Source organism: Nocardia sichangensis, assembly GCF_047200615.1.
Lineage (GTDB): Bacteria > Actinomycetota > Actinomycetes > Mycobacteriales > Mycobacteriaceae > Nocardia > Nocardia sichangensis.
On sequence record NZ_JBJZOK010000022.1, the window covers coordinates 13,300 to 34,091 of the forward strand.

At 69.1% G+C, this 20,792-nt stretch carries 22 protein-coding genes and 1 pseudogene; 6 read left to right on the plus strand and 17 right to left on the minus strand.

Annotated features, from left to right (window positions below; all coding sequences use genetic code 11):
• Positions 1-6 precede the first annotated feature (6 nt).
• Positions 7-567, minus strand: a complete 561-nt coding sequence (locus ACL03I_RS26725; protein WP_355076227.1) for an NADPH-dependent FMN reductase — start codon at positions 565-567, stop codon at positions 7-9.
• A gap of 200 nt (positions 568-767) precedes the next feature.
• On the opposite strand from ACL03I_RS26725, the gene ACL03I_RS26730 reads away from it, so the two are divergent.
• Positions 768-953, plus strand: a complete 186-nt coding sequence (locus ACL03I_RS26730; protein WP_412807222.1) for a hypothetical protein — start codon at positions 768-770, stop codon at positions 951-953.
• A gap of 1 nt (position 954) precedes the next feature.
• On the opposite strand, the gene ACL03I_RS26735 is transcribed toward ACL03I_RS26730, so the two are convergent.
• Together ACL03I_RS26735 and ACL03I_RS26740 are read right to left on the minus strand one after the other, a co-directional pair.
• Complete coding sequence (locus ACL03I_RS26735; protein ID WP_412807223.1) at positions 955-1,944, minus strand: NAD-dependent epimerase/dehydratase family protein; 990 nt, start codon at positions 1,942-1,944, stop codon at positions 955-957.
• A gap of 5 nt (positions 1,945-1,949) precedes the next feature.
• Positions 1,950-2,759, minus strand: a complete 810-nt coding sequence (locus ACL03I_RS26740) for an S-methyl-5'-thioadenosine phosphorylase (RefSeq protein WP_379252010.1) — start codon at positions 2,757-2,759, stop codon at positions 1,950-1,952.
• A 196-nt stretch (positions 2,760-2,955) separates the two neighbouring features.
• Here ACL03I_RS26740 and ACL03I_RS26745 point away from each other — a divergent pair, with 196 nt between their 5' ends.
• The gene (locus tag ACL03I_RS26745) at positions 2,956-3,279 is read left to right on the plus strand and encodes a metal-sensitive transcriptional regulator (RefSeq protein ID WP_355076219.1); all 324 of its coding nucleotides are present in this window, start codon (positions 2,956-2,958) and stop codon (positions 3,277-3,279) included.
• A gap of 5 nt (positions 3,280-3,284) precedes the next feature.
• On the opposite strand, the gene ACL03I_RS26750 is transcribed toward ACL03I_RS26745, so the two are convergent.
• From ACL03I_RS26750 to ACL03I_RS26770, 5 genes are all read right to left on the minus strand, one after another.
• Positions 3,285-4,220, minus strand: a complete 936-nt coding sequence (locus ACL03I_RS26750) for a TAXI family TRAP transporter solute-binding subunit (RefSeq protein ID WP_412807224.1) — start codon at positions 4,218-4,220, stop codon at positions 3,285-3,287.
• Positions 4,217-5,638 (minus strand): sensor histidine kinase, encoded by a 1,422-nt coding sequence (locus tag ACL03I_RS26755; protein ID WP_397277113.1) that lies wholly within the window; start codon positions 5,636-5,638, stop codon positions 4,217-4,219. Before ACL03I_RS26755 ends, ACL03I_RS26750 begins: the two co-directional genes overlap by 4 nt.
• Before the next feature lie 28 nt (positions 5,639-5,666).
• Positions 5,667-6,326 carry a response regulator transcription factor gene (locus ACL03I_RS26760; protein WP_195084845.1) on the minus strand — a complete coding sequence of 220 codons (660 nt, stop codon included), beginning with the start codon at positions 6,324-6,326 and terminating at the stop codon, positions 5,667-5,669.
• 46 nt (positions 6,327-6,372) lie between these two features.
• Positions 6,373-7,776, minus strand: coding sequence for an MFS transporter (locus ACL03I_RS26765; protein ID WP_412807225.1), 1,404 nt, complete (start codon positions 7,774-7,776; stop codon positions 6,373-6,375).
• 284 nt (positions 7,777-8,060) lie between these two features.
• Entirely contained in the window at positions 8,061-8,894 is an 834-nt protein-coding gene (locus ACL03I_RS26770; RefSeq protein WP_412807226.1) for an LLM class F420-dependent oxidoreductase, read from the minus strand.
• A 173-nt stretch (positions 8,895-9,067) separates the two neighbouring features.
• Between ACL03I_RS26770 and ACL03I_RS26775 the strand changes: the two are divergent.
• A pseudogene (locus tag ACL03I_RS26775) lies at positions 9,068-9,505 on the plus strand (Hsp20/alpha crystallin family protein); the annotation flags it as partial.
• 142 nt (positions 9,506-9,647) lie between these two features.
• Here the strand turns inward: ACL03I_RS26775 and truA are convergent.
• From truA to infA, 8 genes are all read right to left on the minus strand, one after another.
• A complete protein-coding gene (gene truA, locus ACL03I_RS26780) occupies positions 9,648-10,523 on the minus strand; it encodes a tRNA pseudouridine(38-40) synthase TruA (RefSeq protein ID WP_412807272.1) in 876 nt (291 codons plus the stop codon).
• A 106-nt stretch (positions 10,524-10,629) separates the two neighbouring features.
• On the minus strand, positions 10,630-11,151 hold the full coding sequence (gene rplQ / locus ACL03I_RS26785; protein WP_355076207.1) for a 50S ribosomal protein L17: 522 nt from the start codon (positions 11,149-11,151) through the stop codon (positions 10,630-10,632).
• 50 nt (positions 11,152-11,201) lie between these two features.
• Complete coding sequence (locus ACL03I_RS26790; protein WP_039796155.1) at positions 11,202-12,260, minus strand: DNA-directed RNA polymerase subunit alpha; 1,059 nt, start codon at positions 12,258-12,260, stop codon at positions 11,202-11,204.
• A gap of 108 nt (positions 12,261-12,368) precedes the next feature.
• A complete protein-coding gene (rpsD, locus tag ACL03I_RS26795; protein ID WP_355076205.1) occupies positions 12,369-12,974 on the minus strand; it encodes a 30S ribosomal protein S4 in 606 nt (201 codons plus the stop codon).
• 20 nt (positions 12,975-12,994) lie between these two features.
• Positions 12,995-13,408 (minus strand): 30S ribosomal protein S11, encoded by a 414-nt coding sequence (gene rpsK, locus ACL03I_RS26800; protein WP_039795647.1) that lies wholly within the window; start codon positions 13,406-13,408, stop codon positions 12,995-12,997.
• Positions 13,409-13,417: 9 nt separating this feature from the next.
• Positions 13,418-13,789, minus strand: a complete 372-nt coding sequence (gene rpsM / locus ACL03I_RS26805; protein WP_039795645.1) for a 30S ribosomal protein S13 — start codon at positions 13,787-13,789, stop codon at positions 13,418-13,420.
• Between the two features lie 248 nt (positions 13,790-14,037).
• Positions 14,038-14,151 (minus strand): 50S ribosomal protein L36, encoded by a 114-nt coding sequence (gene rpmJ / locus ACL03I_RS26810; protein WP_011207363.1) that lies wholly within the window; start codon positions 14,149-14,151, stop codon positions 14,038-14,040.
• A 150-nt stretch (positions 14,152-14,301) separates the two neighbouring features.
• Complete coding sequence (gene infA, locus ACL03I_RS26815; protein WP_003418601.1) at positions 14,302-14,523, minus strand: translation initiation factor IF-1; 222 nt, start codon at positions 14,521-14,523, stop codon at positions 14,302-14,304.
• 512 nt (positions 14,524-15,035) lie between these two features.
• On the opposite strand from infA, the gene ACL03I_RS26820 reads away from it, so the two are divergent.
• Positions 15,036-18,647, plus strand: coding sequence for a nucleotide-binding protein (locus ACL03I_RS26820; RefSeq protein WP_412807227.1), 3,612 nt, complete (start codon positions 15,036-15,038; stop codon positions 18,645-18,647).
• Between the two features lie 50 nt (positions 18,648-18,697).
• On the opposite strand, the gene ACL03I_RS26825 is transcribed toward ACL03I_RS26820, so the two are convergent.
• Positions 18,698-19,009: a DUF4254 domain-containing protein gene (locus ACL03I_RS26825; protein WP_355076200.1), complete on the minus strand. Its 312-nt coding sequence runs from the start codon at positions 19,007-19,009 to the stop codon at positions 18,698-18,700.
• 358 nt (positions 19,010-19,367) lie between these two features.
• On the opposite strand from ACL03I_RS26825, the gene ACL03I_RS26830 reads away from it, so the two are divergent.
• A complete protein-coding gene (locus ACL03I_RS26830) occupies positions 19,368-20,171 on the plus strand; it encodes a GntR family transcriptional regulator (RefSeq protein ID WP_355076198.1) in 804 nt (267 codons plus the stop codon).
• A 3-nt stretch (positions 20,172-20,174) separates the two neighbouring features.
• Positions 20,175-20,780 (plus strand): GNAT family N-acetyltransferase, encoded by a 606-nt coding sequence (locus ACL03I_RS26835; RefSeq protein ID WP_356964761.1) that lies wholly within the window; start codon positions 20,175-20,177, stop codon positions 20,778-20,780.
• The last annotated feature ends 12 nt before the right edge of the window (positions 20,781-20,792 follow it).

A 20,792-nucleotide genomic window follows, 5' to 3' on the forward strand; every position in this document is an offset into this window, starting at 1 on the left:
ATAGCGCTAACCGGGGTACGGATCGGCCGTCCGAGCTGCTCGCAAAGTACGTGCCCACCAGGCCAATTGACGCAACATCCGTTCCGCGGCGTCGATGGCCGCCCCGTCGCGGGTGTCGCCTGTCTCGTCGAACCGCTTCTTGGCCTGGTGGAAACTGACCGTCTCGCGAACCGACACCATATGGATCTCGGCGACCACTTGCCGCAACTGCTCCACCGCGCGCAAGCCACCGGAAAGGCCGCCGTAGGAGACGAAAGCGATGGGCTTCGCGCGCCACTCGTGCTTCGCGGTGTCGAACGCCGTCTTCAGCGACGCCGGATAACCGTGGTTGTACTCCGAAGTGACGACGACGAACGCGTCCGCGTCCCGCAATCGCGTGCGATAGGCCGCGGTCTCCTCGTTGTCGGTGAGTTCGACCGGCAACGGCGTATGCGCGAGATCGATCACGCCGACATCGAATTCGGGACGAGCGCGCACGGTACGTAGAAACCAGTCCGCGACCACCGGCGCGAACCGCTCCGGACGCACACTGGCCACGATGACCTCGAGCCGCAACGGGGTATCCACCGCGCGAGCCTAACTCGGGCCCGGCCGGCCACCGCGTACCGGCGCGCTCCAGAGCACCTCCCGCCGTTCACGAGTGCCCGATACCAGGAACACCGGATACCCCGCGACGGCGGAGCAGGTCGCGGCACTCGCCACGGTGCTGAACCGACCACTGGTGGCGCGCGAACTCGACGACGAGACCGAGGCAGCTGGCCGCCACCATGCCGCGGGAGTACGTCGACGCGTTTCTCGGTTTCTTCGTGGCGGGCAGGCTGGATGAGGCGACGCTCTGTCCGACCGTCGAGCAGGTGACCGGTCGGCCTCCGCGCAACTTCGAGCAATGGGCGACCGCCCACGCGGAGGCATTCGCGCCGCACCGAGCCGCATCCGGCGATCCGGGTGCCTGATTCAGTCGGTGACCGCGAACTCGGCCAGACCCTGCGCCGGCGCCACCGAGGCGGTGAAATCCAATACCCGTCTCGCCTTTTCCGGGTCCGCGACGAAATGCCGGACGTCGCCGATGCGGTATCGGCCGGTTACCACCGGCGCGGGGCCACTGCGGGCGCGCGACATGATCGAGGCCACTTCCCACACCGTGATCGGCTGCCCCGAGGCGATGTTCAGCGCGACGAAACCGGGCAGCGAACGCTCGACCGCCGCGACGGTGGCCGCGACCGCGTCGCGCACGTGCACGAAATCCCGGATCTGTCCGCCGTCTTCGAACACCTGCGGCGCGCGGCCCTGTGCCAGCTCGGCGTGCAACCACCCCACCAGCCCGGCCCGCGCTCCCGCGCCGTACACGTTGTGCATTCGCAGGGCGGTCACCGCACCACCGGTCGCCAATCCCCAGGCGAGCGCGTAATTCTCTTGCGCGACTTTGCTCGCCGCATAGGGACCGCGCGGACGCAGCGGCGCGTCCTCGCCGACCGGCTCCCACGTCAAGATCTCGCCGGTGTGCGGAGCGCGATGATCGAACATGCCTCGGTCGAGGTCGGCCCTGCGACGCAGGTTGGGGAAGAACGGACCGCTCTGCACGCCGCGATAGCGGCCTTCGCCGTAGACCGCGACGGACGAGGCGAGCACCAAGCGGCCGACTCGCGCCCGCTCCATGGCACCGAGCAGCACGGCGGTCCCGACATCGTTGTGCGAGGCGAAGTCGGCGGCCCGCGCGCCCGCGGTGACACCCGCGAAGTGGCAGACCACGTCCACTCCGTCCAAGAGGGGTGCGAGCCCTTCGGCGTCGCGCACGTCCACCCGCTCGACCCCTTCCGGTGGTCGTGCGTCCGGCCCGTGGTCGCGAAGCAGGTCCACCCCGGTCACCTGGTGTCCCGTGGCGAGCAGCGCACGGCGCAGGTGCCCGCCGAGGAACCCGGCCGCTCCGGTGACCAGCACCCGCATCGGACTCAGGGCAATTCGAACGGCAGCGACACGTCCGCGTGGACACGGCACCGGTCGCAGGTGTCGGTGCCGTCCACCGCGGCCACCGCGCGACGGACGAGCTCCTTGAAGGGCACGAGGTTACGTTTGAACTCGGCGAAGACGTCGACGGCGCGCACTCCCTCGCCCTCCTCCAGACCGGCGTCCAGATCGGTGACGAGGGCGACGGCGGCGTAGCACATCTCGAGTTCGCGGGCGAGCACCGCCTCCGGGTGGCCGGTCATGTTCACCAGCTCCCAGCCCTGGGCGGCGAACCACCGGCTCTCGGCGCGGGTGGAGAAGCGCGGTCCCTCGACCACGACCATCGTGGCCGCGTGCATCATGTGCAGTTCGTCGGACTCGGCCTTGATGGCCGCGGCCCGCAGTTCCTCGCAGTACGGGTCGGCGAAGGACACGTGGATGCCGCCGCCGTCGAAGTAGGTCTGCGGACGACCGGAGGTCCGGTCGACCAGCTGATCGGGCACCGCGACTGTGCCGGGGCCCCAGTCCGCCCGCAGGCTGCCGACGGCACAAGGCGCGAAGATACGGCGCACGCCCAGCGAACGCAGGGCCCACAGATTGGCCCGGTAGGGCAAGGTGTGCGGCGCGAATTCGTGGTTCTTGCCGTGGCGCGGCAGGAACGCCACCGGCCGCCCCTCCACCTCTCCGACGGCGATGCCCGCGCTCGGTGCACCATAGGGGGTGTCGACCTCGACGATGGTCGCCTCGTTGTCGAAGAAATCGTAGAAGCCGCTGCCGCCGATGACGGCGAGCGCGGGCCGGGGGTGCGAACTCATACCTCAATTGTCTCGTCCCCGGGTGGCCGTCGCGCGCCGGGATCCGCGTTACCCTGCTTTCCGGCGGAACACGGACCGTTCCGACCGGGCGGGGTCTGCCGCACCATGCGGCCCGACCTGACAAGACGCCCCCGGAACTGTACCCTAGGGGGGTATTGATCCGGTTCCGGCGACCACAGGCAGCGAGGAGACATCGGTGGCAGCTTCCCCCCACGACCACACGGCGGCCGACCACGCCGCGCACGGCTACATCACCGCCAAGGACGACTACCTCAAGCGGCTGCGGCGCATCGAGGGTCAAGCGCGCGGTCTGCAGCGGATGGTCGAGGAGGAGAAGTACTGCATCGACATCCTCACTCAGGTGTCCGCCATGACCAAAGCCCTGCAAGCGGTCGCGATGGGCCTGCTGGAGGATCACATCAGCCACTGCGTCGTGGACGCGGCCGTCGCGGGTGGCCCGGAGGCCGAGGCCAAGATCAAGGAAGCGACCGACGCCATCGCCCGCTTGGTCAGGTCCTGACGGAACTATCCGTGCCAGCGGCGATAGACCGCGGCAGCTCCCGGGTGCAGCGGAATCGGGCCGGTGCTGATCAGCGACCGGCCGTCGAGGAATTGGGTGCCCGCCGCCTCGGTGGGCACCAGCGCGTCGGCGTGCCACACCAGTAGTTCGACGATGGCCGCGGCCACCTCCTCGGACATACTGCCCGCGGCCAGCAAGAGATTCGCCACCCCGATGGTGTGCACCGAGACCCCGCCCGGATAGGCATCCGCGGGGATCGCCACCCGGTCGTATACCGGCCCGAACCGGTCCCGCATCGGCGCGGCCAGCTCGCCCATGTCCACGAGCCGCATCCGGCTCGGCACCGCGAGCCGTGCCGTCGGCACGCCGCCCGCCCACAACAGGGCGTCCACGTCGCCAGCGGTCAGGGCGGCCACCGCTTGCGCCAAGGGGCGATGGGCGATCGCGACGTCGGCGCTCGGGTCGAGCCCCGCGACGCGCAATATCCGTGCGCCGGTCAAGGCCGCGCCCGATCCCTCCGCGCCCAGACTCACCCGCGTTCCACGCAGATCCGCGACCGAACCGATCGAGCTGTCCGCCCGCACGACCAACTGCAGGTAGTTCTCGTACACCCGGCCCAGCGCGAACACCTGATCGGCGCTGTCGCGCACCGAATCCGCGAGCGCGAGCGCGGCATCGACCTCACCGCGCGCCAGCAATGCCAGATTGTCTTGCGAACCCGAGGTGGTGACCCGCTCGATCCGCACACCCCCGGCGTTTTCGGCGGCGAGGCCGAGCAACCCCGCGAAGGCGTGATAGAAGCCGCCGACCTCGCCGGACGCCAGCCGCGCGGTGGCGCCCCGGCCGCCCGGCCCACAACCCGCGAGCCCCGCCGCGACGGCCAACGCGAGGAAGCCGCGCCGACCGACGCCGCGCCGGACGATCGGCTCCCGGCCGGTCATCGGGCCTCCGCCTCGGGTAGGCGCACCGAGACCGCCAGACCATGCGGACGCACCGCGGCCACGGTGAGCACGCCGCCGCGCGCCTGCGCCAATGCGGCGGCGATCGGCAGGCCCAGCCCGGAGCCACCGGCCCCCGCGGCCGAACCGCGGAAGAAACGGGTGGTCAGCTTGTCGAGCTCAGCGGGAGGAACACCGCTGCCGTCGTCGCGGACGGTCACCGTGACCCAGCCCGGCTCGGTCGCGACGACCAGATCGATGTTCGCGCCCGCGCCCGCATAGCGTGTCGCGTTGCTCAGCGGTACGTCGAGCATCTGCGCGAGCACGTCGGCCGGGACCGCGACGTCGGCGGGCCCGGCCACGGCCGCCACGCGCAATCGCTGTCCGGCCGCCTCGAATGCCGAGCACCAGGCGTCGAATCGGTCGGCGATCACTTGCACGGCGTCGCACTGGTCGTCGCCCTCGGCCGTGCGGGCGACGTCGAATGCCGCCGGGGTCTCGGCGACGGCCAAGCTGAGCAAGCCGTCGAGCAACGCGGTGAGCCGCTCCACCTCGGCGCCAGCGTTGTGGAAGATGCTCGCCGCGCTCGCCGGGATCGCTGGTTCCAGGGAATCGAGGCGAATGGTCAGGGCGGCCAGTGGATTGCGCATCGCGTGTGCGGTGTCGGCGACCAGCTGGCGCTGCGCGTCCGCCGAATCGGCCACGGCCAGCGCCATCGCGTCGAACGACTCGGCCAGCGCCCGCATCTCCGGCGGCCCGCCGTAGCGGCCCGCGATCGATACCGGCGCGACGGTGTCGGCGCGCGGCTTGGGCAGCGTCGCGGTCAACTCCGCCACACCGTGCGACAGCGCCGCGAGCGGCCGCAGCACCCAGCGGCCGATCGTCACCGCCAGCAGCACGAACAGCGCCATCGCGACCACGCCGCCGAGCACGATCACCGCCCAGTCCCGCGCGATATCACCGCGAGCACGGGCCGTCGACGCCTCGATCACCACGGCCCCGTTCACCTGCACGCCGGTGCCGACCGGCCGCGCGACCAGCATGCTCGGCGCGCCCCACGGCGTCAGCTTGTCCACCGCGTGCGGACGCTGATTGCGGCGCGCGGCCGCCACCGCCGCGACGATGCCGGGATCGTCCATGTCCGCGCCCGCGTTCACCGTCGGCGCACCCCTGGCGTCGACCACGAGCACGTTCTCGCCGTACAGCTCGTGATAGCGCAGCACCTCGTCGGCCAGCGCACGGCTGTCCCCCGCGGTGACCGCGTTGTCGGCGAGGGTGGCGAAGCGGTCGGCGTCCCCCGAGCGCGCTAGCACCAGCTGCTGGGTGCGGCTGGTGGCGATGGTCAGCGACAGCGGCACCGCGAACGCCAGCACCGCGATGGCCGCGAACAGCGTCAGCGCGACCAGCAAGCGACGCCGCATGGCACACCTCCGGCCCGCCGGACCGCGCTCACTGCCCCCACCGATACCCGTACCCGCGGATGGTGGTGATCAGGCCGGGCCGGTTGAGTTTCGCCCGCAAGCCCGTCATGTGCACGTCCAGCGAACGCGAGACCGCGACGAAGGCGTCACCCCAGATGCGGTCCATCAACTGCTGACGGCTCACCGCGGCCCCCGGCCGTTCCACCAGCGCCTCGACCAGCTCGAATTCCTTCTGAGTCAGCGATACCGGCTCCCCGGCCACCTCGACAACGCGGGCGCCGAGATCGACCCGCACGTCACCGGTGACGATCACCGACTGCGCCTGTCGCGCCGCCGCGGCCGCCCGCCTGGTGACCGTCTCCAGCCGCGCGACGAGTTCCGCGATGCGCGGCGGCTTCACCAGATAGTCGTCGGCGCCACCGCGCAAGCCTCGCACGATCGAGCGTTCGTCACTGCGCGCGGTCAGGATCAGCACCGGAACCGAACTCACCTCGCGCAGTCGCCGCAACACCTGCAGACCGTCGCCGTCGGGCAGTCCGAGATCCAGAATCACCGCGTCGTAGTCGCGGTGTGCGATCAGCAGATCCGCGCCGCGGCGCTTGCGTTCGGCGCGGTAGCCACGGGCGTTGAGCGCCTCGACCAGCGCGTCTCCCACGCCGTCGTCGTCCTCGACCACCGCAAGCCGCACGCGCCGATCCTCCCACAGTGGGCGGACCGGCGCGTGTGCCGGTCGGTCAGTCACGCACGGTGACCATCGGCCGACCCGGCTCGGCTCCCGCGGCGCCGGACCCGGTGTCGGCGCCCGCGGCGGGTTCGGCCGCGTCGATCGCCGACGAGGCCGAGGTCTCCCGCATGAAGTAGTAGGTGACCAGCGAGACGGCGATGCAGCCTGCGACATACCAGAAGTACAGCGACTCGTGGCCGCCCTTCTTCAGCGCGAGCGCGATCGTCTCGGCGGTGCCGCCGAAGATCGCGACGGTCAAGGCATAGGGCAGCCCTACGCCGAGCGCGCGGATCTTCGTGGGGAACAGCTCGGCCTTCACGATCGCGTTGATCGAGGTGTATCCCGTGATGATCACCAGCGCCGCCATCATCAGGCCCCACGCGGCGACCGGATTGGTGGTGCGCGCGAGCACCGTCATGATCGGCACGGTCAGCAAGGTGCCCGCCACGCCGAAGAAGATGAGCAGCTTGCGTCGGCCGATCCGGTCCGACAGCGCCCCCGCCAGCGGTTGCAGCACCACGAAGACCAGCAGCGCGATGAAGTTGATCCACGCCACGGTCGACTTGGAGATGCCGGAGGTGTTGATCATGAACTTCTGCATGTAGGTCGTGTACGTGTAGAACGCGACCGTTCCGCCCAGCGTCAACCCGACGACCAGCAGGCATTCGCGGGGGTACTGCAACAGGATCCGCAGGGAGCCACGCGATTCCCGCACCTCGGCGGCCGTCGCCGCGGTCTTCTTCGGCCGCTGTCCGGATTCGGCGCGGAACTGCTCGGACTCGTCCATGCCGCGCCGCAACCACATCACGATCAGCGCACCGGCGGCGCCGATCACGAACGGGATCCGCCAGCCCCAGGCGTTCATCTGGCCGGCGTCGAGGAACTGTTGCAGCACGATCTGCACCCCGAGCGCGACGAGCTGTCCTGCCACCAAGGTCACGTATTGGAAGCTCGAGTAGAACCCGCGCCTGCCCGCCGAGGCCACCTCGGACAGATACGTCGCACTGGTGGCGTATTCACCGCCGACCGACAACCCCTGCAGCAGCCGGGCGACCAGCAACAGAGCCGGAGCGGCCAGGCCGATGGTCTGGTAACCCGGCGTCGCCGCGATCATCAGCGAACCGGCGGCCATCACGGTCACCGACAGGGTCAGGGCCGAGCGCCTGCCGAACCGGTCGGCGTACCGACCCAGTGCCCACCCGCCGATCGGGCGCATCAGGAAGCCGACCGCGAACACGGCGGCGGTGGACAACAGTTGCGCGGTCGGATCGTCCTTCGGGAAGAACGTCTTCGCGAAGTACACGCTGAACGCGGCGTAGACATACCAGTCGTACCACTCGACGAGATTGCCGATGGATCCGCGCAGAACATTCGCGACCACCCGGCGCTCGCCGACGGGCTGTGTCGTAGTCACAACATCTCCTTCTCCGACGCCTCATCACGTCGTCGCAGATCAGTGTGTCGACAGTCACACGCGCGCGAAATGGCTCTCGAAGCTTCCTAACAGTCCCTTAGGACGATCGCCAGAAACAAAACCGGCCCCCGGCGCAGCGCCGGGGGCCGGAGACGGACGGTCAGGATCCCGCGGTCAACAGCGCAGCAAAGGTACACAGCGCCGGGGGCCGGAGACGGGCGGTCAGGATCCCGCGGTCAACAGCGCAGCAAAGGTACACAGCTCCGGGGGCCGGAGACGGGCGGTCAGGATCGCCCGGTGAGCAGCGGAGCGAGGGTGCGCAGAGCCGGGAGGTAGTTGTCGCCGAGGATCTGCACCGCGACGTGGTCGGCGCCCGCGTCGGCGTGTTCGGACAGCTGGGCGGCGATCCGCTCCGGCGTGCCGTGCGCGATGACGGCGTCGAACAGCGCCTCGCTCGGCGGCACGGTGAGGTCGGCGTCGGTGAAACCGAATCGGCGCAGGTTCGACGCGTAGTTGGTCAGGCCGACATAGAACTTGACGGTCTCATCGGCGACCGCGTGCGCCGTGTCGGCGTCGTCGGTCAGCACCACCTTGTGCTCGGTCGCCAGCAGCGCGTCCGGGCCGACGATCTCGCGGGCCTTCGCGGTGTGCGCCGCGGGCACGAAATAGGGCAGCGCGCCCAGCGACCGCTCGGCGGCCAGCTTCAGCACGCGCGGGCCGAGTGCGGCCACCGCGCGACGTTCGGCGGGTACTCCCGCGGCGTCGAGGTCGTCGAGATACTCGACAAGCGCGTCGTACGGCTTGCGGTACTCACCGGTGTGCTCCGGGTGTCCCGCACCGATGCCGAGCAGGAACCGGCCCGGGAAGCGGGCCTCGATCCGGTGGAACGAGTCGGCCACCTCCTTCGCGGGCGCCGCCCAGATGTTCACGATGCTGGTGGCGACGGTGATCGTTTCGGTCGCCTCCAGCAGCGGTTCGACCGTCGCCAGATCCGCCGGAGGCGAAGCCCCCAGCCAGAGCGCGCCGTATCCGAGCCGCTCCAATTCTCGCGCGTCTTCCGGGCTGAACCCGTTGTACGCCCGCCACACTCCGAACCGTCCGAGACTGTCGAATGCCATGTCCCGACCCAACACACGCCAGGAGGGCGCTATTCCGGCCGGGCCCGTGCACTGCCAGGACGGCCCCGTCGGGTCGATGCCGTCCCGATTACCGAGGGCTACTGTGGCTATTGCACAGCTATCGGCGCCCGGCGCCTGGCCGGCGCCACCACTAGGAGATGGAGGTGATTGCTGTGCTTCGATTCGATCCATTCCATGACATCGACACCGTTGCCCGCCAACTGCTCGGTGAGACTGCCGGAACCGGTCGCGCACCGCGATTCATGCCGATGGATCTGTTCAAAGCGGGAGATCACTACGTTCTGAACGCGGATCTGCCCGGCGTCGACCCCGGCTCGATCGACGTCAGCGTCGACAACGGCACGCTCACCTTGCGGGCGCAACGCACCGTGCCGAGCGAAGAAGGCGTCCAGTGGATCGCCTCGGAACGTTTCGCGGGCACCTTCATGCGCCAGATGTCCCTCGGCGAGAACGTCGACGTCGAGAACATCAGCGCGACCTACAACAACGGCGTGCTGTCGGTGACGATCCCCATCGCGGAGCGTGCGAAGCCGCGCCGCATCCAGATTTCCGGGGCGTCGCACGAACCGAGGACCATCGAAGCGCAATCCGGCCGGTCCACACCGATGTCGCCGACCCAGCAGGAGCAGACTCAGCAGTCGGCACAGTCGCAGCAGCAATACCCGCGGTCATCGAAGTGACCGCGTCCGCTACCCGCACCCGAGCACGGGTGCGGGTAGTGCGCGGACATTCTCACTCGCCGCAGCAGCCTCCGCCAGGTACCGGAACCGACCGCATCTCCCGCGTCTGCGCGTTGCGGGCCGCGAGTTCCTCGTCGGCCGGGTAGTCCACGCCTATCAAGCTCAAACCATGTGCGGGAGCGACGGTCACCGAACTGGAGCGCTCGGTCTCCCGCAACAGATCGGCCACCCATTCCGGCGTCCGCCGCCCTTCGCCGACGGCGAGGACCGCGCCGACCAGACTGCGGACCATCGACCAGCAGAACGCGTCCGCGCTGACGTAGGCGATCAGCAGGTCACCATCGCGCACCCAGTCGAACCGCTGCAGCTCCCGTACCGTCGTCGCACCCTCCCTGCGGCGGCAGAAGGCGACGAAGTTGTGCAGCCCGAGCAACTTTCGCGAAGCCGCCCGCATCGCGTCGACATTGACGTCGGATCGGCAGGCGACCACGCTGCGGGCCTGGAGCGGCTCCGCACCGTACGGCGCGGTGGTCAGCCGGTAGGCGTAATGGCGGCGGATGGCGGAGAACCGGGCGTCGAACTCCGGCGCGGCCGGGCGCGCGTGCCTGATCCGCACGTCCTTCGGCAGGAAGCGCGCCATCCGGTGCACCAGTTTCGCCGCGTCCAGTTCACCGGCGGTGTCGAAATGCGTGACCTGCCCCTCGGCGTGCACGCCCGCGTCCGTACGGCCCGCCACGGTCAGCTGGATCGGCTCGCGGAACACCTTGCTCAGCGCGTCCTCCAGCACCCCCTGCACGGTGCGCAGACCAGGCTGACGCGCCCAGCCGACGAAATCCGTGCCGTCATAGGCGATGTCCAACCGCACCCGGGTGCGTGGCACGTCGATACCGGGCACGCCCGGTGCGTCCTCGCCCGGTCGACCCGACATCGATCCCACCGATTCCTCCACGGTCACATGATCCTCTGGTCGAAACGAACGAGCCCGCCGACCCAGTGCGGGTGGCGGGCTCGTGCGCGAACTCCGACGCGAAGCGTCAGGCGTCCTTCTTGTCCTCGGCGGCCTCGTCGGCAGCCGGAGCCTCGGCGGTCTCGGCGACGGCCTCGTCGGCCTCCTCCTCGACGACCTCGGCGGCCGGAGCCTCCTCCGCCTTCTTCGAGGCGGCCACGCGACGGGCGCGATCGGCCTCGTTGGTCACGGTCTTCTCGCGAACCAGCTCGATGATCGCCATCGGCGCGTTGTCACCCTTGCGCGGCAGCGTCTTGGTGATGCGGGTGTAGCCACCCTCGCGCCCCTCGAACGACGGGCCGATCTCCGCGAAGAGCTCGTGCACGACATCCTTGTTGCGGATCACCTTCAGCACCTCGCGACGGTCGGCCAGGGTGCCGCCCTTCGCCTTGGTGATCAGCTTCTCCGCGTAGGGACGCACGGCCTTGGCCTTGGCCTCGGTGGTGGTGATCCGGCCGTGCTCGAAGAGCGCCGTGGCCAGATTGGCGAAGATCGCCTTCTGGTGCGACGCCGACCCGCCGAAGCGGGCACCCTTCTTGGGCTTGGGCATTGTGGTGTTCTCCTTGTATGAGGCCGGGCCGGGGCGCCTACCCCGGCGGCCTAGAGCTGTTCGGTCTCGGCGTAGTCCTGCTCGCCGCCGTCGGTGTCGCTGAACGTGCCGCTGTCGCTCCACGTGCCGGTGCTCGCGTCGTAGCCGACCACGCTGGACGGATCGAACGACGCGGGGCTGTCCTTCAGCGAGAGGCCGAGCGCGTGCAGCTTGACCTTGACCTCGTCGATGGACTTCTGACCGAAGTTGCGAATGTCCAGCAGATCCGACTCGGTGCGGGCGACCAGCTCGCCGACGGTGTGCACACCCTCGCGCTTGAGGCAGTTGTAGGACCGGACGGTGAGGTCCAGATCCTCGATCGGCAGGCCGAACGAGGCGATGTGATCCGCCTCGGCCGGCGAGGGGCCGATCTCGATGCCCTCTGCTTCGACGTTCAGCTCACGGGCCAGGCCGAAGAGCTCGACCAGGGTCTTGCCCGCCGAGGCGAGCGCGTCCCGCGCGCTGATGGAGTTCTTGGTCTCCACGTCCAGGATGAGCCGGTCGAAGTCGGTGCGCTGCTCGACGCGGGTCGCCTCGACCTTGTAGGTCACCTTCAGCACCGGCGAGTAGATCGAATCCACCGGAATCCGGCCGATTTCCGCGCCGGACGCCTTGTTCTGCACGGCCGGGACGTAGCCGCGACCGCGCTCGACGACGAGCTCGATCTCCAGCTTGCCCTTGTCGTTCAGGGTCGCGATGTGCATGTCCGGGTTGTGCACGACCACGCCGCTGGGCGGGACGATGTCACCGGCGGTGACGGTGCCCGGACCCTGCTTGCGCACGTACATCGTGACCGGCTCGTCCTCCTCGGAGGACACGACCAGGCCCTTGAGGTTCAGGATGATGTCGGTGACATCCTCCTTCACGCCCGGAACGGTGGTGAACTCGTGCAGGACGCCGTCGATGCGGATGCTCGTGACCGCCGCCCCCGGAATCGAGGACAGCAGGGTACGCCGCAGCGAGTTGCCGAGGGTGTAACCGAAGCCCGGCTCGAGCGGTTCGATGGTGAACTTCGAGCGGTTCTCGGCGACGACCTCTTCGGTCAGCGTCGGACGCTGTGAAATCAGCATGTGGATCATCCTCCTTTTTGGGCGCCCGCTATTTGACGCCTCGTCTCAGGGGTTGTGCCTGGCCGCCCATCGGGGCGGCCACGCACCAGCGGCACGTTGTGCCAAGTCTTACTTCGAGTAGTACTCGACGATCAGCTGTTCCTGCAGCGGCACATCGATCTGGGCGCGCTCGGGCAACTGGTGGACCAGGATCCGCAGCCGGCCGGGGAGCACCTGCAGCCAGCCCGGAACCGGACGGTCGCCGACGGTCTCACGCGCCACCTGGAACGGCAGGGTGCCCAGCGACTTCTCCTTGACATCGATGATGTCGTACTGGGTGACCTGGAAGCTGGGAACGTCGACCTTCTTGTTGTTCACCAGGAAGTGGCCGTGCGAGACCAGCTGACGAGCCTGACGGCGGGTACGGGCCAGACCGGCGCGGTACACGACGTTGTCCAGGCGGGTCTCGAGCAGACGCAGCAGGTTGTCACCGGTCTTGCCCTTGAGGCGGTTGGCCTCTTCGTAGTACCGGCGGAACTGCTTCTCCATGACGCCGTAGGAGAAGCGGGCCTTCTGCTTCTCCTGCAGCTGGAGCAGGTACTCGCTCTCCTTGATCCGCGCGCGGCCGTGCTGGCCGGGCGGGTAGGGGCGACGCTCGAACGCCTGGTCGCCGCCGACGAGGTCGACGCGCAGACGACGCGACTTGCGGGTGATAGGGCCTGTGTAACGAGCCATTGTTCGTTATTCCTTTCCCGCTAGACGCGACGCCGCTTGGGCGGACGGCAGCCGTTGTGCGGCTGCGGGGTGACATCGGAGATCGTGCCCACCTCGAGGCCGGCGGCCTGCAGCGAGCGGATCGCGGTCTCGCGGCCCGAACCGGGGCCCTTCACGAACACGTCGACCTTCTTGACACCGTGTTCCTGCGCCTTGCGGGCGGCGTTCTCGGCGGCGAGCTGCGCGGCGAACGGGGTCGACTTGCGCGAGCCCTTGAAGCCGACGTGACCCGACGACGCCCAGGAGATGACGTTGCCGTTCGGGTCGGTGATCGACACGATCGTGTTGTTGAACGTGCTCTTGATGTGCGCGTTGCCGTGCGGGACGTTCTTCTTGTCCCTGCGACGCGACTTCTGGGTCTTCTTCGGGCCCGCGGCCCGACTCTTCGGAGGCATCGGTTATCCCTACTTCTTCTTGCCGGCGACGGTGCGCTTCGGGCCCTTGCGGGTGCGCGCGTTGGTCTTGGTGCGCTGGCCACGCACGGGCAGGCCACGACGGTGGCGCAGGCCCTGGTAGCAGCCGATCTCGATCTTGCGGCGAATATCGGCCTGCACCTCGCGGCGCAGGTCACCCTCGACCTTGAACTCCGAAGCCTCGATGTAGTCACGCAGCTTCGTCAGATCGTCGTCGCTGAGATCCTTCGAGCGCAGGTCCGGGCTGACGCCGGTGGCCTCGAGGATCTCCTTGGAGCGGGTACGGCCAATGCCGAAAATGTAGGTCAGTGCGATCTCCATGCGCTTCTCGCGCGGGAGGTCGACGCCCATGAGACGTGCCATCTGGCAGTTTCCTTAATCGTTGCGGAGGTCTGCTCCCTGTCCGTCCCCTCGTCTTGGCGGGGCACCGGCCTCCGAACCGGTGGTAGGCGCGCACGCCCAGGGCGAACCCTGATTTCCGCAGCGTGCGGCTGGTGCTGGGAGTTCTTCTTGCCAATCCGAACTGCGGTTCGGTGCTTGGCTGGTGTCGCGTCGAGCGTTCGCCGTCGGCAAGCCTCGGGCGGGTGGTGCGAGGTCTCCCTCGCCTCCGCTCAGCCCTGGCGCTGCTTGTGGCGCAGGTTGTCGCAGATCACCATGACCCGGCCGTGACGGCGGATCACCTTGCACTTCTCGCAGATCTTCTTGACGCTCGGCTGAACCTTCACGTCCGTCCAATCTGTTGTGGTTCACAGGGGTGTGAACACAGTTTTTCCCCAGTCGGCGACTGGGGAAGCTCTGGTGTGAGTCCTTCGACTCGGCCCCGGCTCACGCCGGGACTGCCGGCTCGCAACCGACGCCGATCGCGCCGGGCACGATCACTTGTAGCGGTATACGATCCGGCCACGCGACAGGTCGTAGGGCGAGAGCTCGACGACCACACGGTCCTCGGGGAGGATGCGAATGTAGTGCTGCCGCATCTTCCCGCTGATGTGCGCGAGAACCTTGTGTCCGTTCTCGAGCTCGATCCGGAACATCGCATTGGGCAGCGGCTCGACAACTCGACCCTCGACCTCGATGGCCCCGTCTTTCTTCGCCATGTCCTCCGCGATCCCGGTTACGCTCAACCTGGTTTGTTTGCTGGTTCTGCTCGAATGGGACCGATCGCCGGAGCGAACCGCTCGCACACAAACAGGCGGCGCCTAGGTGCACCGCCGCTCCAGCTTACCGATCCGTTCCGGATCGGGCAAAAATGCCTCCCTGTATACCCGTGTCGCCAGCGGTTTCGCAGCCGTCTTCCCACTCGTGGCGGGCCTCGGACGCTGCGCCGCGACGGCACCGGGTTGTCGCGTAAACTGGCCGCTGTCCAGGTATTTGGGTCGAACGGATCGAGGGGGACGCGTGAGCCGGCGCAGCGTGCGAGCCACCGGCGTGGGCGCTCTCGGTCACGGCCGAAGCGAGCGGCAGGGAGGCGAGGCCGTGAGTAATCGTAGCGAGCGAGTCAACGGCAGAGCGTCCCTGGCCACGACCGAGCCGAGCGGGCAGCGAGGGCAGTCGTGACCGAGCGCAGCGAGCGAGAGATCGGCACGCCGAACATCGGCGAGGCGCAGTCGTGAGCCGTAGCAATGACGGCCTGCCCATGCTGCCGCCGTGGCTGTCGGAGAGCGACGTCAGCCAGAGCGGCTACGAAGCGCCGGTACAGAACCTTCCGCACGACGACCTCATCGAGGACTCCCCCAGCCGCAGGCGCGGCCGTTTGCGCGGCCGCGCGCCCGAGGCGGAACGCCCGGATGCCGCACGGCCGGAGAAGCGCCGTAAGGGCTGGCGCCGCGACAAGCACGAGGGGAATGCCGAGGAGGATCAGCGGCAGGGCGACGCGAGTCGCGCGGCCGCGCCGGTTCCGGAGGAGCCCGCACCGGCTCGTGCCCCGCACGAGTCGTGGCAGCAGCCGCAAGAGTCCTGGCAACAGCCACAGGAGTCCTGGCAACAGCCGCAAGATTCTCTGCAACAGCCACAGGAGTCCCGGCAGCAGCTTCCGCAAGAGTCCCTCCGGCAGCAGCCGCAAGAGGCCTGGCAGCAGCCGCAAGAGTCTCGGCAACAGCCATACCAGGCCTGGCAGCAGCCGCAAGAGTCTTGGCCCCACCCACAGGCGGCCCAGCAGCCGCAGGGGTCCTGGCAGCAGCCCGGCTACGACCGCACTCCACCGGCGCAGGACAATTCGTGGCAAGCGCCGCCGGAGCGCACCGGCGCTCCGCAGCACAGCCTGCCCACGCGCAATCCGTCGCAGCCCTCACCCGGTTTCCAGCCACTGGGCAGCAGGTCCGCGAACCCGCCCGCGTCGAACGAACAGCAGGCGGACCGGCCGGAGCTCCCGCCGCCGCCCCGGCAACCAGCCGACGAGCGGCCCGCTCCGCCCCGGAACGACGAGCATGCCCCGCCATCGCATGGCCAGAGCACGCCGGGCCAGGCCGTCGGCGGCCGACCTCCGCTCGGGCCGAAGCACGGTGGATGGCCGTCCACCGGCAACCCTCGCCTCGATGCCGCCCTGTCGGCCGTGGCTCCGAGCCTGTGGCCGAACTCGGCTCCGCCCAATCGGACCACCCCGCCGATCGGCCCGAGCCCGACCGGAAACGAGGCGACTCAGCGCGGCGAGTCTCGCGAGACCCCACCCGCCGGTCCGAACCAGACCTGGCCTACCTCGACATCGACCGGCCGCGAACCGGCCGCGCAACCGCCTCGAGCCGGATATCCCGCCGCGCCTCCGTCCGCTCCGGACCAGGCGGCGCGGCAGGGCGGACACTCCTCGACACCGACCAGCACACAACCCGCACCGCAGCCACCCATCGACCCGACGACGCCGACTCCCGACCGAAGCACGGCCGCCCACACGGCGTCGCAGAACGCTCAGGCACCGACCGGCGTGCCATCCGCTCCGGACCAGGCGGCGCGGCAGGGCGGACACTCCTCGACACCGACCAGCACACAACCCGCACCGCAGCCACCCATCGACCCGGCGACGTCGAGTCCCGACCGAAGCACGGCCGACCACACCGCGCGGCAGAACGCTCAGGCACCGACCGGCGTGCCATCCGCTCCACCGTCAGCAGACCCGACCAGTGGCGGGACCTCGCCCGTAACCGGCCCGGAGGACGCGGCACGGCAGGGCGGACACCCGTCGGCCCCGACCGCCACGCCAGTATCCAGCGCGTGGCAGGCCCCCGACCCGCTGAGCGAAAATGCGCAGTCACCGCACGGCGAGCAATCCGGGCCGTCAACGGACGAGCACGCAGGGCCGCACGGCGCTCCGACAGCGGCACGTTCCGCTGAGGATCCCGTTTCCGGCAGAGCGGACGCTGTTCGGCAGGCCGAGAGCCGAGAAGCGACGCCGACCGGCGCCGAGACCGCCACCTCATCCACCGGCGCAAGCCCGACCGAACCGCACAGCGCGAACACCACTGCCGGGGTGAACCGGAGCGCGGCAGCGGCTCAGGCCCCGACAACGTCGGCAGGTGCGGGATCCGAGCATGGCTCCACACTGGGCACCGGCGACATCACGCCGTCGAGCGATGCCCACCGGACACCGCCCATTACCGAGCATCCGGCGCAAGCCCCGCAGACCGCCGCACCCGTTCCCACGACGGTGATTCCCGATGGTCCGCCGCCGTGGCTCGCGGCTCCTCGGCCCGAGCAGGCCGCCGCGCCCGCGACCGACGCGCCGCGCCGACTCCCACCGCTGCCCGACCCGCCCGCGCCGCACAACAGTGCATCCGGTACCGCGCCGGAGGCCCCCGTGCAGCCCGACTCGGCGGGGTCGGTCGATGCGACTCGCGCACAAAGGGACTCGAGCGCACCGGCGTCGAACCGCGCCGGCGCGACCGACATCGGCCCGGTGGCGGCGCGACCTGTCGCCGGTGGCGGACGCCACCGGCTGTCGGCGGAGCCGAACGAACCTTCGGCGTCCCAGCCGCCGGTCGGACAAGCGCCGAACTCCGACCAGCAGCCTGCGCCTCAGCCCCGTCCGGATGCGGCTTACGACGCGGGCGCGCCACAGCCGCACCCCAACGCCTCGAGCGGCGTACCCGCCGGTCACCCGACGCAGTTCGCGGGCGATCAGGCAGCGGGCAGCGCACCGCAGGTCCCCGTCGACCAGTGGCGCAATGCTGCCGTGCCCGAATCCGGTCCGGCATCACCGCATTCCGTGCCGCCGCACCAAGCCACTGGTCACCCCGCTCCGCAGTGGGGCACGCCTCCCGGCTACCCACAGCCGCCCGCCCGGCAGCAGGGCGCCCCGTTCCAGCAGCCTTCACTCGACGACGTGCCGCTGCGCCGGGCCAAGAAAGCTCCGGGAACCGGGTGGCGCAAGGCCGTGCACCACGTGTCCGGCGGCGCGATCAACCCCGGTATGTCCGCCGAGGAACGCAGGTTGCAGGAACTGGTCGCGCGGATCAGGCAGCCCGTCCGCGGCGACTACCGGATCGCGGTGCTGTCGCTCAAGGGCGGTGTCGGAAAGACCACCACCACAATGGGTCTCGGCTCCACCTTCGCCTCGATCCGGGGCGACCGGGTGATCGCCGTCGACGCCAATCCTGACTTCGGCACGCTGTCGCAGCGGGTGCCCCTGCAGACCAGGTCCACCGTGCGCGACCTGCTCCTCGATTCGACCATCCAGCGCTATTCGGATGTGCGCAGGCACACCTCGCAGGCGACGAGCCGCCTGGAAGTGCTCGCCAGCGAACGTGATCCGGCCGCGTCGGAGGCGTTCAGCGAAGAGGAGTACCGCGCGGTCGCCCGAATCCTGCAACGGTTCTACAACATCATCCTCACCGACTGCGGTACCGGGCTCATGCATTCGGCCATGTCCGGTGTGCTCGACCTGGCGCACTCGCTGGTACTGATCTCCTCCCCCGCGATCGACGGAGCCCGCAGTGCCGCAGCCACATTGGACTGGTTGTCGCTGCACGGCCACGACCATTTGGTGCGCAACGCGGTGGTGGTGATCAACTCCCCGCGGGCCGGATCGCCGAACGTCGGTATCCAGCAGCTACGGGAGTACTTCCTGTCCCGGTGCCGCGCCGTGCACATCATCCCGTTCGACGCGCACATGTCCGAGGGCGCCGAAATCGATTTGCACCGCTTGCACAAGCAGACCAAGCGGGCCTACGTCGAGCTGGCCGCGACCGTCGCGGACGACTTCGCCACCGATCATCGTCGTTACCACCCGTGACACCCGCCGGGCGGTGGCCCGGCGGGGCGAAGGGCGAACGGATCAGCCGCTCACCACTCGGGCAGACGCCGCCTGCCCGCCATGACGTCGCGCACCAGATCGTCATAGGCGTCCGCGAGTTCGGCGAGATGATGCCACGCGTTGTGCAGCAAATCGTCGTGCGCGTTCAGAGTCATCAACGCGTGGTGCGCGCGCACCGACGACTCGGCGAGGCGATCGATCACCGCACCCACCGTTTCGGTGTGCAGAGTGGCGCCGAGCCGATGCTGCGGCACACTTCGCATCACCCAGTCGTCGATGGCCATCACCAATTCGACTCTGCGACGCTCGATTTCGCGAACCACCGCCACGGAGGTGTCCACCGAACCACCGCGGCCGACCAGGCGGCGCTCATGTAGCACTGCCAGATCACGAGCGAACCACAAGAGCGGACCACCGACCACGCGGTGTCCGCGACACGCCCGAACCAATAGGTCGGACGTGGGAAGCAATCCCGGTGCCGAAGAGCGCACCGAAGGATCGACACACCTAGGTGTGCCAGGGAGGGCCATTACGACCGTTGTATCCGAACCTGCCACGTTGCCTCGCCGTCATCGCCGCACAACACCGGATCAGGACTTCATTACAATAAACCTCTGAAGGCACCTGTCAAGCGTTAACGGGCCGTAGGGAGTCACGGAGAGTACACTTCGTTACCTGCATGACCAACCGAGGAGCAAGATGGCGGACGGTCCGACGTATCACCGGATCGCAGACCTCCTCCGCGAGGAGATCCGCGCAGCCAAGTGGAAACCGGGCGATCGACTGCCCAGTCACTCGGAGCTTGCCGATCAAATGCAGGTCTCGATTACCACGGCCCGCAACGCGATCCAGGTGCTGGTGACCGAAAATCTCGTCTATACAGCTACTTCCCGCGGAACGATCGTTCGAAACCAGGAAATCCTGGAATCCGTTGTCACCGATTCCATCCGCCCCGACCGGCCGCAGACCCCGCACGACATCTTCGAGGAGATCGCGCGGGCCGCGCACCGGGAGCCGTCGAAGGAGTTCAGCGCGAAGATGGAGCCCGCCAGCCCCGAAGTCGCGTCTTGGTTGGGGATACCGCCGGATTCGTGGGTGCTGGCCAGGACGGTGGTCCAGTATCTCGACCATGAGCCGTGGTCGTGGGAGGTCAGCTTCTATCCCCGTGATCTGGCCGAGGCCACCGGAATCGACTCACCGCACGATATTCCGGAGGGCACCACCCGCCGCCTCGCCGACCGGGGTCATGCCGAGACCGCGCACCGCGACACGCTCGTCGCCCGGCCTGCCACCGCGGAGGAAGCCTTGGTGCTCGGCGTCGCCACCGGCACCATCCTGCTCGACCACCTGCGCATCGGCGCCAACCACGAGCGCGTCACCCGTGCCACGCGGCAACGTTCGCTCGCCTCCGGCAATCGGCTCGCCTACGAGCTCGGCGACGCCGAAGGCACCGCAGTCATCCGGACCACGCTTGCCGATTCGCACGGGACCGGCCGGGCCTAGCCCATGACGATCGCGCTGCGCCAGGCGACATGGGGCGATCTCGGCATGATCTGCCGCCTGCGCGTGCAGCGCACGGCGTGGCTCACCGCGCGCGGCTCCGATCAGTGGACGGTCGCCGGACGCGGCCTGCCCATCGAGATCTTCGCTCGCGCCGTGGGACGGTCGCTGGACGCGGGCGAGACCTGGATCGCCGAGGTCGCGGGCGAACCGGCGGGAACGATCACGGTCAACGACCGCGCCGACGCCGGTCTATGGTCGGCGTGGGAACTCGACGATGCGGTGATCGCCCATTACATGATCGTGGATCTGCGTTTCGCGGGCCGGCGCGTGGGCCATCACCTGCTGGCGCACGCGGGACTGCTCGCCCGCTCGCAGGGCCGCGCCTGGGTCCGGCTCGACGCGTGGACCACCAATACCGACCTGCACGCCTACTACCGTTCGGCGGGATTCCGTTTGGTGCGCATAGCGGGCCCGCTCGCGCTGGGCCCGTCACGCGCGCTGTTCGAGCGAAGAGCCGATAGCTGGGATCCCGCACTTCCCGTGCCGGTCCCCGCTGTCGGGCGAGTGGCCGCGCCTGCGCTTTTGCGCCCACCGCCGCCGAACAACTGATCCCACGCGGCG

Bases quoted from the DNA above. Each gene is read 5' to 3' on its own strand.
- ACL03I_RS26750 (WP_412807224.1), bottom strand. From the start codon at position 4,220: ATGACCGGCCGGGAGCCGATCGTCCGGCGCGGCGTCGGTCGGCGCGGC.
- ACL03I_RS26730 (WP_412807222.1), top strand. From the start codon at position 768: ATGCCGCGGGAGTACGTCGACGCGTTTCTCGGTTTCTTCGTGGCGGGC.
- rplQ (WP_355076207.1), bottom strand. From the start codon at position 11,151: ATGCCCAAGCCCAAGAAGGGTGCCCGCTTCGGCGGGTCGGCGTCGCAC.
- ACL03I_RS26830 (WP_355076198.1), top strand. From the start codon at position 19,368: ATGGCGGACGGTCCGACGTATCACCGGATCGCAGACCTCCTCCGCGAG.
- ACL03I_RS26835 (WP_356964761.1), top strand. From the start codon at position 20,175: ATGACGATCGCGCTGCGCCAGGCGACATGGGGCGATCTCGGCATGATC.
- rpsK (WP_039795647.1), bottom strand. From the start codon at position 13,408: ATGCCTCCGAAGAGTCGGGCCGCGGGCCCGAAGAAGACCCAGAAGTCG.
- rpsM (WP_039795645.1), bottom strand. From the start codon at position 13,789: ATGGCACGTCTCATGGGCGTCGACCTCCCGCGCGAGAAGCGCATGGAG.
- ACL03I_RS26790 (WP_039796155.1), bottom strand. From the start codon at position 12,260: ATGCTGATTTCACAGCGTCCGACGCTGACCGAAGAGGTCGTCGCCGAG.
- ACL03I_RS26755 (WP_397277113.1), bottom strand. From the start codon at position 5,638: ATGCGGCGTCGCTTGCTGGTCGCGCTGACGCTGTTCGCGGCCATCGCG.
- ACL03I_RS26770 (WP_412807226.1), bottom strand. From the start codon at position 8,894: ATGGCATTCGACAGTCTCGGACGGTTCGGAGTGTGGCGGGCGTACAAC.
- truA (WP_412807272.1), bottom strand. From the start codon at position 10,523: ATGTCGGGTCGACCGGGCGAGGACGCACCGGGCGTGCCCGGTATCGAC.
- ACL03I_RS26735 (WP_412807223.1), bottom strand. From the start codon at position 1,944: ATGCGGGTGCTGGTCACCGGAGCGGCCGGGTTCCTCGGCGGGCACCTG.
- infA (WP_003418601.1), bottom strand. From the start codon at position 14,523: ATGGCGAAGAAAGACGGGGCCATCGAGGTCGAGGGTCGAGTTGTCGAG.
- rpsD (WP_355076205.1), bottom strand. From the start codon at position 12,974: ATGGCTCGTTACACAGGCCCTATCACCCGCAAGTCGCGTCGTCTGCGC.
- ACL03I_RS26740 (WP_379252010.1), bottom strand. From the start codon at position 2,759: ATGAGTTCGCACCCCCGGCCCGCGCTCGCCGTCATCGGCGGCAGCGGC.